13 protein-coding genes are annotated in these 12800 nt (G+C 36.1%); 9 read left to right on the forward strand and 4 right to left on the reverse strand.

Going from position 1 to position 12800, the window contains the following annotated elements; all coding sequences use genetic code 11:
- The first annotated feature begins 14 nt into the window (after positions 1 to 14).
- Entirely contained in the window at positions 15 to 971 is a 957-nt protein-coding gene (locus tag H3T43_RS06270; protein WP_198213320.1) for an alpha/beta hydrolase, read from the forward strand.
- A gap of 242 nt (positions 972 to 1213) precedes the next feature.
- Here H3T43_RS06270 and rlmD read toward each other — a convergent pair whose 3' ends face one another.
- Positions 1214 to 2590 (reverse strand): 23S rRNA (uracil(1939)-C(5))-methyltransferase RlmD, encoded by a 1377-nt coding sequence (rlmD, locus tag H3T43_RS06275; RefSeq protein WP_198213321.1) that lies wholly within the window; start codon positions 2588 to 2590, stop codon positions 1214 to 1216.
- Positions 2591 to 2712: 122 nt separating this feature from the next.
- On the opposite strand from rlmD, the gene recX reads away from it, so the two are divergent.
- Both recX and H3T43_RS06285 read left to right on the forward strand, forming a co-directional pair.
- Positions 2713 to 3528 carry a recombination regulator RecX gene (gene recX, locus H3T43_RS06280; RefSeq protein ID WP_198213322.1) on the forward strand — a complete coding sequence of 272 codons (816 nt, stop codon included), beginning with the start codon at positions 2713 to 2715 and terminating at the stop codon, positions 3526 to 3528.
- A gap of 8 nt (positions 3529 to 3536) precedes the next feature.
- Positions 3537 to 4022: a hypothetical protein gene (locus tag H3T43_RS06285; RefSeq protein ID WP_198213323.1), complete on the forward strand. Its 486-nt coding sequence runs from the start codon at positions 3537 to 3539 to the stop codon at positions 4020 to 4022.
- Here H3T43_RS06285 and H3T43_RS06290 read toward each other — a convergent pair.
- Positions 4019 to 4480, reverse strand: a complete 462-nt coding sequence (locus H3T43_RS06290) for a hypothetical protein (RefSeq protein ID WP_198213325.1) — start codon at positions 4478 to 4480, stop codon at positions 4019 to 4021. The two genes, H3T43_RS06285 and H3T43_RS06290, sit on opposite strands and share 4 nt — an antisense overlap.
- 99 nt (positions 4481 to 4579) lie before the next feature.
- Between H3T43_RS06290 and H3T43_RS06295 the strand changes: the two genes are divergently transcribed.
- On the forward strand, positions 4580 to 5452 hold the full coding sequence (locus tag H3T43_RS06295) for a hemolysin family protein (protein ID WP_034977355.1): 873 nt from the start codon (positions 4580 to 4582) through the stop codon (positions 5450 to 5452).
- Positions 5452 to 7023 (forward strand): peptide chain release factor 3, encoded by a 1572-nt coding sequence (locus tag H3T43_RS06300; protein WP_198213326.1) that lies wholly within the window; start codon positions 5452 to 5454, stop codon positions 7021 to 7023. Before H3T43_RS06295 ends, H3T43_RS06300 begins: the two co-directional genes overlap by 1 nt.
- A 31-nt stretch (positions 7024 to 7054) precedes the next feature.
- Here the strand turns inward: H3T43_RS06300 and H3T43_RS06305 are convergent, their stop codons facing one another.
- Both H3T43_RS06305 and H3T43_RS06310 read right to left on the reverse strand, forming a co-directional pair.
- Positions 7055 to 7336, reverse strand: a complete 282-nt coding sequence (locus H3T43_RS06305) for a DUF1827 family protein (protein ID WP_034977791.1) — start codon at positions 7334 to 7336, stop codon at positions 7055 to 7057.
- Positions 7337 to 7464: 128 nt separating this feature from the next.
- On the reverse strand, positions 7465 to 9660 hold the full coding sequence (locus H3T43_RS06310; protein ID WP_198213328.1) for an ATP-dependent Clp protease ATP-binding subunit: 2196 nt from the start codon (positions 9658 to 9660) through the stop codon (positions 7465 to 7467).
- 170 nt (positions 9661 to 9830) lie between these two features.
- On the opposite strand from H3T43_RS06310, the gene H3T43_RS06315 reads away from it, so the two are divergent.
- The 4 genes from H3T43_RS06315 to spxA all read left to right on the forward strand — a co-directional run bounded on the left by H3T43_RS06315 (position 9831) and on the right by spxA (position 12727).
- Positions 9831 to 10013, forward strand: coding sequence for a hypothetical protein (locus tag H3T43_RS06315; protein WP_198213330.1), 183 nt, complete (start codon positions 9831 to 9833; stop codon positions 10011 to 10013).
- 113 nt (positions 10014 to 10126) lie between these two features.
- Positions 10127 to 10393, forward strand: a complete 267-nt coding sequence (locus tag H3T43_RS06320) for a phosphocarrier protein HPr (RefSeq protein WP_034977366.1) — start codon at positions 10127 to 10129, stop codon at positions 10391 to 10393.
- A complete protein-coding gene (gene ptsP, locus H3T43_RS06325) occupies positions 10393 to 12126 on the forward strand; it encodes a phosphoenolpyruvate--protein phosphotransferase (protein WP_198213331.1) in 1734 nt (577 codons plus the stop codon). Before H3T43_RS06320 ends, ptsP begins: the two co-directional genes overlap by 1 nt.
- A 202-nt stretch (positions 12127 to 12328) precedes the next feature.
- Positions 12329 to 12727 (forward strand): transcriptional regulator SpxA, encoded by a 399-nt coding sequence (gene spxA / locus H3T43_RS06330; RefSeq protein WP_034977372.1) that lies wholly within the window; start codon positions 12329 to 12331, stop codon positions 12725 to 12727.
- Positions 12728 to 12800: the final 73 nt, after the last annotated feature.

The raw sequence follows: 12800 nt of genomic DNA on the forward strand, positions 1-12800 counted from the left end.
GGTGGCTGAACTAATTGAAAAAATTAAAACATAAAAAGCTATGGCTTTCATCAATTATTATTATCTTACTAGTATGTGTATTATTTACAGGAGCAGGTTACTATTTCTTTAAAGTGGCATGTGTACCAGGTAAAAAAAGTTTTTTAAGTTCTTCAAGTAAAGTAATCAAGAAGTCAGATCTTCTTTACCGTGAAAAAATTTGGTTTAAAAAAACTGCTAAACAAAAGTGGTATATTGAATCAGCTGATGAAAAATTCAAATTAGACGCAAATTTTATTCCTTACAAAACTTCCAACAAGACAGCTATTGTTTTACCTGGATATATGGACACGAAAGAAGATATGGGAGAATATGATGCCTTGTTTCATCAATTAGGCTATAATACTTTAACTCCAGATCCGAGAGCTCAGGGAAAGAGCGAAGGAAAATACATTGGGTATGGTTGGCCGGAAAAAGATGACGTAAAAAAATGGGTCTCGTATTTATTGCAAAAATATGGTCAGAACCAACAGGTAGTAATTTATGGCTTAAGTATGGGTGCGGCAACTGCCATGATGACAAGTGGGCTTAAACTTCCTCATCAAGTTAAAGCGTTTGTAGAAGACTGTGGCTATACCAGCGTCAAGGATGAAATTGAGCATGAAGCAGGAGTCTTGTACAATATGCCTGCTTTTCCTCGTTTTCCACTAGTTGAAATTCTAAGTGGCATTAATAAGATAAAAGTTGGCTATTTCATGGGTAATGCCTCTAGTGTTAAACAGTTACATAAAAATCATAGACCAATGCTGTTTATTCATGGCAGCCGTGATAATTTTGTACCAACTAAAATGGTCTATCCTAATTATAATGCTACCAGAGGACCAAAGGAAATATGGGTAGCTCCCGGAGCTAAACATGCCAAGTCATTTTCAAAGCATCCAAAGGAATATAAAAGGCGTGTTGCGACATTTTTAGCTAAATATGTGAAGTAAACTATGCATTTTATTTGCTAGCGCTTACATTTATCTGCTATTATTAAAGTGTGGTTAAGGTTACAAGATTTCTATCTCCATAATATGTTTGTTATCTAATTTTAAAATGACAAGTTTATCGCGAAAATTTGTAAAGTTTTATATATTTGTATATGAGGATTTTATCTCAAGAAATATTCTCAATTGACACCCGATCCACAAAAATAGTTGTCGCTGATTGCGACAACTATTTTACTTTTTATTTATCTTAAAGTAAGTTTAACGACACATTCACATCTAGGTGTTTGGGGTAGCATGTCGACATTTTCAATCAATCTGACATTGTATGCCTCACTTAAAAGAACTAAATCTTGAGCGAGAGTAGATGGATTACAGGAAATGTAAACAAAGGTTTTGGGTTTTACTCTCAACAGGGTTTTGATCAAACTTTTCGCTAGACCAGTTCGGGGCGGATCGACAATCAGCGCATCAATTGGAACGCCATTTTTTACTAGTTCAGGTAAAATCTTTTCCACACTTCCCTGGATATAATTAGCATTTTTGATATGATTTAATTCCACGTTATGATTAGCGTCAGCAATTGCTTCAGGAATAGTTTCAATGCCAATAACCTGCTTGACTTGATCTGATGCCAAAATTCCCAGCGTTCCCACACCACTGTAGGCATCAATCAGCGTTTCATTTGGACTCAAATCTAAAAATTTAAGTGCGCGTGAATACAAAGTACTAGTTTGTACCGGGTTTAACTGAAAAAATGCTCGCGGTGACAAGGCAAACTTTTTGCCTAAAATTTCATCAGTGATTTGATTTTTACCTGCTACTTTAGTGGTTTTGTTGCCCCAGACTTGTGGGTTGCGCCAATCAGTTTCATTTTGATAAACACTAACTACATCAGGAAGCCTTATAATTTCTTTTGCAAGTTGATTAATATTTTTAAGGCTGTGTCCTACGATAATTAAAGTTACTTGAATTTCGTGAGTAGCATAGACTTGACGTACTACAATGGTCTTAAGACCATCAAAGTGCCGAAAAGGATCTGCAATTCTAATGTGCAATTTTTCCACTAAACTTTTAATTTTACGTTCGGTGTCTTGGGTTGCCTCACTTTGAGTTGGCATTTCAGGCAAATCAAACAGTTCGTGTGAGTTAGGTGCAAAAAGCCCCAAACTGGTCTGACCATGAGATTGTTCAATTTGATATTGAGCTTTATTGCGGTAATGCCATTCTTCTGGAGCCGGAATTGTTTTTTTAACTTTATACTTGCTGTAACCGCGTGGATGATATTTTTTAAGAGCTTCAAGAACATTGTCGCGTTTGAATTCAAGCTGTTTAGGATAATCTAAATGAGCAAGTTCGAGTCCACCAATTTCTGGATTGACATTAGTGGGGAAAGGTACTCTATCAGGACTTTTTTCCTTAATGCGGACAAGCTCAGCTTCAATATAGCGTGGGTATTCTGTAATAATTTTGGCAACAACTACTTCATTAGGCAGGGCACCGGGAATAAAAATTATTTTTTTGCGGTAATAGCCGATGCCTTCACCATTGATTCCTAGTCTTTTAATTGTAATAATAATATCTTTATCTTTTGGATTATTTTGATTAAATTTCTTGTACATAATTTTCTTTCTACAATAAAATATTAAATGTTAATAATTTATTGTACTCCCTGGAAAAAGTTTTTAGCAAGAAAAAGCAAAATTTGCTAGCATGGATTTAGGGAGTAGAAAGGTGAGTCACTATGCCAATAATTACTAAAGTCAGCAGCCAAAAAAGACCCGGTCGTTTTAATATCTTTTTAGACGGCAAATATTCTTTTTCGGCTGCTGAACAAACTGTGGCTGAGTTTATGCTCTTAAAAGGGCAAGAGCTTTCTGAAGAACAAATTGTGGAAATTAAACAATTTGATACAGATGCTAAGGCGACTAATATTGCAACTAAATTTTTAAGTTATGAACCCAGAACAGTATTTGAAGTTTTACAATACCTCAATAAACATGACATTGACAATGAACCTGCACAAGCAGCAGTTAGTCAGCTGACAGAAATGGGTTTTTTAGATGATGCCAAGTACGCTCAATTGATGATTAGACAAGATTTACGTATAGGTACTGATGGACCACTTAGTTTAAGCAATAAGCTTAGACAAAAAGGAATTGATCCTGAAATAATTGACAATGCTTTAGCTGAAGTAGATGACGATAAGTGGCTGGATGCAGGCAAAAGAGTGCTCAAATCAATGAGAAGCAAAGTAGGCAAATTAGCAAAACGTGAGCTGGAACGAAAAATGACGGTGAAATTATTAAGTCATGGCTTCTCCAGTTCTCTGGCCAGCACAATAATTGCTCAAATTGATTTACCACAAAATGATGAAGACCAAACAGAAGCCTTAAAAAGGCAGGGCATAAAAGCATATAAGCGTTTTCGGCGTTTACCAGAAAGCGAAAGACAAATTAAAATACGTAATTATCTCTTCACACATGGATTTGCCAGTAACGAAATTGATGCCTTTCTTGCTGGCGAAATTATTCCTTTAGATGAATTAGCTGAATATTAGGAGAATTTATGAAAAAACTGCAAAAAAAAGTAACATTCGTTGGTCGTCCTTTTCCAGATCAAGTGATGGATGAACAAAAAACTTTTAATCAGGCAAACATGGAAATGGAACAAAATCAAGTTTTCCAAGATTTTATTAGCAAAAACAATTTGAAAAATACTAGGAGCAGTATGGTGGTCTTTGGTCCTGAAAATTTCATGTATTGGTATGGTGTTGTTGCACCAAACAATATTAAAGTTCCTCAAGGTTTAATGAAATTTGTTTTGCCTGAAACTCAAGTAGCAATTGAAGAAAAAACTAATCAAAACATTTCCTTTTTTAGTCAACCTTTAAATATGGTAATTTCACAGTTTTTAGCTGCTGTTGCAGATGAAGGCATTAAAATTTACCAAAATCCGGGAGATAGTTTAACTCCTTATATTTTGCAAAACTTGAATTTAGACACAAAAAAACTGACCCAAGAATTATATCTTGAAGACAGTCTTAAAAATTAGTGTTGTTTGGGATCAATTGACAGGTTATCATACTCCACATAAGCACCAAGACAAGTTGACAAAAGCATGATCAGCATCACGATACCAACTGATTTGCCCACAATCTGATCTAGTGTTAAAAATTCTCTGACTACAAAAGTGGCAGCAAAGCAAAGAATGAAATCCAAAATTACATTAGCAATTTGCAAAAGGTAGCGTCTTCTGATACTAAAAAAACGTAGCAATTGCTTCAAGAAGCCATCGTTTATTTCAACTGCCAGCAAATCGACCGGTCTTTGAATCGTTGCCTTAATTGCAAACATAATTAAGGCACCGACTGTTGCACCAATACTAGTACGAAAAAGATCAGCCGAATGTAAAACCAGAGCATCATAACCAATACCAATAATGGTTAAACTACACAGATAGGGAATTAACAGTAAAAATGTGAAAACAAGTATGACATGACTTTTTTTCATAGTTTGACCTCATTTCTTACGTGCTATTCTAACATATTGTTTGCGTACATGATATAATGTTAGTATTTAATACGTTATTTTAAGAAAGAGAGCAATAAAATGGCTAGCGACCCCGACAAGGGGAATTTATTTGAGCGTTTCAAAAATAAATTTTCCCCTACAAATGATGAAGAAACAAGAGAGCACTTAATTACAGAAATTGAAGATTTACATAAAGACAAGAAAATTAGTGACAATGAATTTTCAATGTTAAATGCAGTTTTGGATTTTCAGGGACGGATGGTACGTGAAGTGATGGTACCCAGAATTGATGCTTTCATGGTTGATTGCCAGGAAAGTTTGCAGGATCATCTAAAAGAAATATTGCGTGAACCATATTCCAGAATACCGGTTTATCAACATGATAAGGACAAAATAGTTGGTATCATTCATATTCGCACTGTTTTGCGTAAAGCTTGGGAGAAGGGCTTTGACAAAATTACTTACGATGATGTAATGAATCCTCCTCTTTTTGCGCCAGAAACAACTGAACTTAGAGAACTACTCGTAGAAATGCAGCAAACACAGCAGCAATTAGCTATCTTGACAGATGAATATGGTGGGGTTGTCGGAATTGCAACCATTGAGGATATTATTGAGGAGATAGTCGGTAATATTGATGATGAAGTAGATCAAACTGAGGTTTTAGTGCATCAGATTGCACCGAACAAGTTTGTCATTTATGGTAAAATGCCTCTTGATGATTTTAATGAACAATTTGGCACGGATCTTGAAATGGAAGATGTGGATACCATTGCCGGCTATATGATTACCAAATTAGGCATAATTCCTGCAAAAGGCGAAAAACTCTCAGTCAAATTAGACAATGGCATGGTTTTAACTACCAGAAGAATGATGCGTTCAAGACTAATGACAGTTTTATTAACTATACCTGAAGCAAAACCTAAAAAGAAAGAAGAACAAAATACTTAATGAGTAACGAACTGTTAGACAAAGTAAAAAGAAGAAGAACATTTGCTATCATATCGCACCCAGATGCAGGGAAAACTACGATCACCGAGCAAATGCTTCTTTTTGGTGGCGTGATTCGCAGTGCTGGGACAGTTAAAGCACGTAAAAGCGGTCATTATGCTACAAGTGACTGGATGGAAATTGAAAAGCAACGTGGCATTTCAGTTACCAGCTCCGTCATGCAATTTGAATATCAGGGAAAGAGAATTAATATTCTTGATACTCCTGGGCATGAAGACTTTTCTGAAGATACTTATCGTACTTTAATGGCAGTTGACTCAGCTGTCATGGTTATCGATTCTGCTAAAGGTATCGAACCTCAAACTAAAAAATTATTTAAGGTCGTAAAACAAAGGGGGATTCCAATTTTTACCTTCATGAACAAGTTGGATCGTGACGGCAGACCTCCGCTAGATTTGATTGCTGAGCTTGAAGATCTACTGGGCATTGAAGGCGTGGCTATGAATTGGCCAATTGGTTCAGGCCAAACCTTACAGGGATTGTATGATATCGCTAATAACAAAATTGAAATGTATCATAAAAATGGATCTGACCGCTTTTTGTCACTAGATAAAGACGGTAAATTGCCGGACAGTGAACCCTTTAGTCAAAATCCTCAATTTCAAGATACACTAGGAGAAATTGAATTAATTAAAGAAGCCGGTAACCAGTTTGACTTACAAAAGATTGCTAAAGGAGATCAAACTCCGGTATTCTTTGGCTCTGCTTTAACAAATTTTGGTGTTGAAACTTTCCTGCAAAGCTTTGTCCAACTGGCTCCTGCACCTGCAAGTCATACAGTTAATGAAACTGAAGAACTAGCTCCTGATGATTCAGAATTTTCGGGTTTTGTGTTTAAAATTCAGGCTAATATGAATCCTCATCACCGCGATCGCATTGCTTTTGTTCGTATTGGCAGTGGCGAGTTTAAAAAGGGATTGGACGTTACTTTGGCTCGTACAGGTAAACCAATAAGGTTAAATAATGCGACAGAGTTTATGTCCAGCGAAAGAGTGCAGGTTTCGGATGCTGTAGCAGGAGATATTGTTGGACTTTATGATACTGGTAATTTTCAGATAGGTGACAGTATCTATGCCGGCAAAGACAAAGTGGTTTACCCACCACTGCCAGAATTTACACCGGAATTATTCGTAAGGGTCACTGCTAAAAACGTTATGAAACAGAAATCATTTCATAAAGGAATGGTACAACTGGTTCAAGAAGGTGCAATTCAGTTATACCAAAATTATCAAACTGATGAGTATATCTTAGGTGCAGTCGGTCAATTGCAATTTGAAGTCTTTAAATTCAGAATGAAAAATGAGTATAATTCTGATGTTGAAATGACTAATATTGGTCATAGAGTAGCCCGTTGGATTGACCCTGAACAACTGGATCCTGCCATGGCTAATACTCGAAACCTACTGGTTAAAGATCGCTATGGTCAACCACTATTTTTGTTCGAAAATCAATTTGCTGAACGATTTTTCAAAGATAAGTATCCTGATGTTAAATTAACCGAAAAATTATAACAAAAAAAGCTGGTTTTTAAACCAGCTTTTTTTATTTATCGATATGGATTTCAATTACATGTTGGCTTTCATCAATTGTCAACTTATATATAGGATCTTTTTCCTGAATAAGTCGTTTAATGACAAAATCTGTTTCGTCCTTGCGTACACGGCGATTGTGGTTTTCCAAGACAATTCCGATCGCTTTATCACTTTCGGTGTAGATAACGGAAGTATTGCCTAGAGAGTAAACTTTGACGTAATTTACGTTAGTCGTATTTAGTTGACTATGAACTAGGTCCTTATAACTATTGGTTACATCTATTAAATGCATGGATTTCACCCGTTTCTTCTAGTAGCTCTTTTTTTATTTTAGTATACAACTAATCTAAACTTTTTTCTTTAGTAAAAAGCATGATTATCATAATTTACAATAACCATGCTTAATAAGAATTGACTTAGTTAGTAATTATCACTGCTGTTTTCTGAATTTACAACATTTTCATTTTCGCTTATGACAATTTTGTTGTCAGAAACATTTGCTAGTAAGTTCTTTGCTGCAGGGTGGTCAAGCTTATAGTCAGCAACTTTATCTTCAATTTCTTCCTGAATAGTTCTGCGCAGAGGTCTTGCTCCCATAGCGGGATTATAGCCTTCTTCAACAAGTTTCTTCTTGGCATCGTCGCTAACAGTAATCTGTAAGCCCTGATTTTTAACCATATTGTTTACATCGTCAAGCATCAAATTAACAATCTTAATCAGATCATCTTTAGTTAATTCATTGAATTCAATTACATCATCTAAACGGTTTAAAAATTCTGGTTTGAAGAATTGACTCATTGAACTTCTGGCAGAATCCGGCTTATCCTTAGAATTTTCAGCTGCGAAACCAACACTGGTATTCTTAATTCCCTGACCAGCATTAGAGGTCATGATAATAATTGTGTCTTTGAATGATACTGTTCTACCTTGAGAATCGGTCAAACGACCATCATCGAGGATTTGTAAAAATAGATTCATAACAGCTGGGTCAGCCTTTTCAATCTCATCAAGCAATATCAAACTGTATGGGTGTCTTCTAACTCGTTCAGTCAATTGACCGGCTTCTTCATAACCCACATAACCAGGTGCAGACCCGATAAGCTTAGACACTGAATATGATTCCATATATTCTGACATATCAAAACGAATCAAAGCATTCTCTGAGCCAAACATTTGTCTGGCTAATTGTTTAGCTAGTTCCGTTTTACCGACTCCAGTTGGTCCAACAAATAAGAAAGAGCCTATTGGACGACCAGATTTGTTAAAGCCAATTCTGTTACGCCTAATTGCCCGAGCCAGTTTATCAACAGCCTTGTCTTGGCCAATGACGTGAGCTTTCAGGTTTGGTGCCAGATTTTGCAGCTGGTTTTCTTCCTGCTTTTGCAAATCGCCCACAGGAATGCCAGTTTTTTCTTCAACAATCTTATTCATAATCTTGCTGGTAATAATAGGAGATTTGTCTGGATCGACTTTTTGATCCTTCATCTTATTATATTTTTCAATTTGATCGCGGTAGTATGCAGCTTTTTCATAGTCTTCGTTCTTTAAAGATTCTTGTTTTAATTTTTGTGCTGCATCAATCCGTTCCTTCATTTTATCTTTATCAACGTACGGAATTGTCAGATTCATTCGTGAACCTGCTTCATCAAGCAAATCGATAGCTTTATCAGGTAAAAATCTGTCCTGGATATAGCGCTCAGATAATTCAGCAGCAGCTTTTATGGCATCATCAGTATAATGTACATGATGGTAGTCTTCATAACGCTTTTGGATACCTTTCAAAATCCGAATAGTTTCTGGAACTGACGGCTCTTTAACATCGACGGGCTGAAAGCGTCTTGCTAAAGCAGAATCTTTTTCAATTTCACGATATTCTTTTAATGTAGTAGCACCGACTAGTTGCAAATCACCACGGGCAAGAGCGGGTTTAATAATATTGCCTGCATCCATTCCGCCTTCAGCATTCCCTGCGCCAACAATTTCATGAATTTCATCAATAAATAGTATAATGTCATCGTGATTTTCCACTTCTTTAAGAAGTTGCTGCATACGCTGTTCAAATTGGCCACGAATACCTGTACCTTGCACTAAAGAAACTACGTTTAATGATATTATTCTTTTATCTTGTAATTTGGCAGGAACCGAGCCATCAACAATTTGTTGAGCTAAGCCTTCAACCACAGCAGTTTTACCTACTCCGGCTTCACCAATTAAAACTGGGTTATTCTTTGTTCTGCGGTTTAAAATCTCAATAACGCGTGCAATTTCTTTATCACGCCCAATGACTGGGTCAATTTTGCCTTTTCTTGCTAATGCAGTTAGATCTGTACCATATTGATCTAAAAGTGAACGACTACCTCCGGTACCATTATTACCATTGTTAGGTCCACCATTATTCATTCTAGGGTCTCCTGGATTTCCAGCATTGCCATTATAGTTAAACAGATCGCTGAAATCACCAAAGAAGCCATTATTGTCATTATTCATATTAATATTTCCTTGTTGTTTAAGTTGTTGATAACATTGTCCGCATAAATTAATTTCTCGACTTTGTCCATTAACTTTTGCAAATAAGTGAATGGAAGCTGGTCGTTTTTGACAGTTTTGACAAAGCATTGTATTACCGCCTTTCATATCAGTTTACTAAATTATATAATTAGCACTCGGAATAATCAAGTGCTAAAACTTGGATCTTATTATTTGTAAGTACGGTAAATATGCTAAAATACATGTAGGCAAAATCAAAAATATTGCTGAACTAATATAGGATAAAAGCGGTGGTAAATTTGGATTATCAAAAAATTCTTGAGCAGTTGGCAGATGGTGAACTAGATCATTATGAAGTTGATCCTAAAGATGCTTTTGAATTTCAATCTGCATTAAGGTCTTTTAATAAGAGGCAAAACATAACGGGAAAGGCCTTGCGGGGTGGTAAAATAATTTATTCGCAGTCCAAGACTGAAGTTTAGTGATGTAAACTGTTACATTTATGTTGTCTAATTCACAAAAAAATGATAGTCTAAGTAAGCGAATAGGTATTTACTACCGTTTTGATTTTTTGAATTAAAAGGAGATATATATAATGGAAAAACGCGATTTTCATGTTGTTGCAGAAACAGGTATTCATGCTCGTCCAGCTACATTGCTAGTACAAGCTGCTTCTAAGTTTGGTTCAGATATCAACTTGGAATACAACGGTAAATCTGTAAATTTGAAGTCAATCATGGGTGTTATGTCACTCGGAGTTGGCAAAAATGCTGATGTTACCATCAGTGCTGATGGTGATGACGAAAAAGACGCAATTAACGCTATTTCTGAAACAATGAAAAAAGAGGGTTTAGCTGAATAATGACCAAGACATTAAAAGGAATTGCTGCAAGTGATGGTATTGCTGTAGCACCAGCCTATCTCTTGGTTGAACCTGATCTTTCATTTTCAAAATCTACAATTAGCGATGTTGAAAGTGAATTAGCACGGTATAAGAAGGCAATTTCAGTATCAACTGCTGAAGTTGAAAAAATCCGTGATAGCGCAAAGAAGAGTTTAGGTGAAGATGAAGCTCAAGTCTTTGAAGCTCATCTGATGATTTTAAACGATCCTGAATTTACTGGTGCCATCGAAAATGAAATCAAAGAGCAAAAAATTAACAGTGAAGCTGCACTTGATGAAACTGCTCAAAAATTCATTACAATTTTTGAAGGCATGACTGATAACGAATACATGCAGCAACGTGCAGCTGATGTACGAGACGTTTCAAAGAGAATTATGGCTCATTTACTAGGTAAAGAGTTGCCTAATCCCGCATCGATTGATCACGAAGTAATTGTGGTAGCCCATGACTTAACCCCAAGTGACACTGCTCAATTAAACAAGAAGTTTGTTAAGGGCTTTGTAACTGACATTGGTGGTAGGACTGCTCACTCTGCTATTATGGCTCGTTCTCTTGAATTACCAGCTGTTGTTGGTACTGACTCAATCACAAAAGATGTTCAAAATGGTGATACTGTTGCTGTTGATGGTCTTAGCGGTGATGTTGTCGTTAAGCCGACGGACAGCGAAATTGCAGACTATAAGCAAAAGAGTGCTGATTTCTTGAAGCAAAAAGCTGAATGGGAAAAGTTAAAGGATGAGCCTTCAGTAACTGCGGATGGTAAAAAATTCACAATTGCAGCAAATATTGGTACGCCAAATGATATGCTGGGTGTGAATGACAATGGTGCTGAGGCTGTAGGCCTTTATAGAACTGAGTTCTTGTACATGGATTCAAAAGACTTTCCAACGGAAGATGAACAGTTTGAAGCCTATAAAGAAGTCCTTGAAGGCATGCATGGCAAGCAGGTTATTATTAGAACCATGGATATCGGTGGTGACAAGCACCTTGACTACTGGAACTTGCCAGAAGAAATGAACCCATTTTTGGGAGTGCGTGCAATTAGGCTTTCACTGCAAAATGAAGAAATTTTCCGTACTCAGCTTCGTGCCTTGTTACGTGCATCTGCTTATGGTAAGTTGGGTATCATGTTCCCAATGATTGGTACCATTAATGAATTACGTAAAGCTAAAGCAATTTTAAGTGAAGAAAAAGACAAGTTAGTTGAAAAGGGAGTTAAGATCGGTTCAGATTTGGAAGTTGGAATGATGATTGAGGTTCCAGCTGCTGCCGTTTTAGCCGACCAACTTGCAAAAGAAGTTGATTTCTTCTCAATTGGTACTAATGATTTAATCCAATATACAATGGCTGCTGATCGTGGTAATGATAACGTTTCTTACTTGTATCAACCAGCGAACCCATCTGTTTTACGTCTGATTAAACATACAATTGATGCAGCTCATGAAAATGGTATTTGGTGTGGCATGTGTGGTGAAGCTGCTGGAGACAGCACCATGTTCCCAATTCTGTTGTCAATGGGCTTAGACGAGTATTCAATGAGTGCTACCTCGATTTTACGAATCAGAAGTTTGATGAAGAAGCTTGACACTAATGACATCAAAGAATTAGTAAATAAAGCTTGCTATGTTTCAGAAACTGCTGAAGAAAACGAAAAATTAGTTAGCGATTTAATGAAAAAAGTAAATAAATAAATATTAATATTCAAAAAGGGTACATTCTTAAAGTTTTTGTATCCTTTTTTAATTTCTTTAATCTTTCTTGGCAAAAAGTTCACAGAATATTCACGTTTTGAACTTAGCATGAGAATGTAATTAGTTATCAAAAACACTACTTACAAAAAAGAAGTAGTATGTTATAATAATTTAGAAAACAATTAAAAGGAGCGTGAAATATATGGTCAACTTATATATATCTCCGAGCTGTACATCATGTCGCAAAGCAAAGGCTTGGTTAAAGAAACACGATATTCCGTTTAAGGAAAGGAATATTTTTTCTGAGCCGCTGACAAAAGACGAACTTATGCAAATATTGCGAATGACTGAAAACGGTACGGAAGAAATTATTTCTACGCGTTCAAGAGCCTTTCAACAACTTAAAGTTAATCTTGATGATCTATCAATAGACCAACTGCTTGACTTAGTGGAAAAGAATCCTAGTTTATTAAGACGTCCAATCATTATGGATGATAGGCGTTTGCAAGTTGGGTATAATGAAGACGAAATTCGTCGCTTTTTACCAAGAAAAGTACGTCGTCTTGAGCTTGAAGAAATGCAAAAGATAGCTGATTTATAAAATTCAGGTAAGTTTAAAATAAAAGCGTTAGTTTTTAAACTAACGCTTTTATTTTATTAGCAAAGTACGCTAC

Origin of the sequence: Lactobacillus sp. M0396 (assembly GCF_016101625.1) — a bacterium.
Lineage (GTDB): Bacteria > Bacillota > Bacilli > Lactobacillales > Lactobacillaceae > Lactobacillus > Lactobacillus huangpiensis.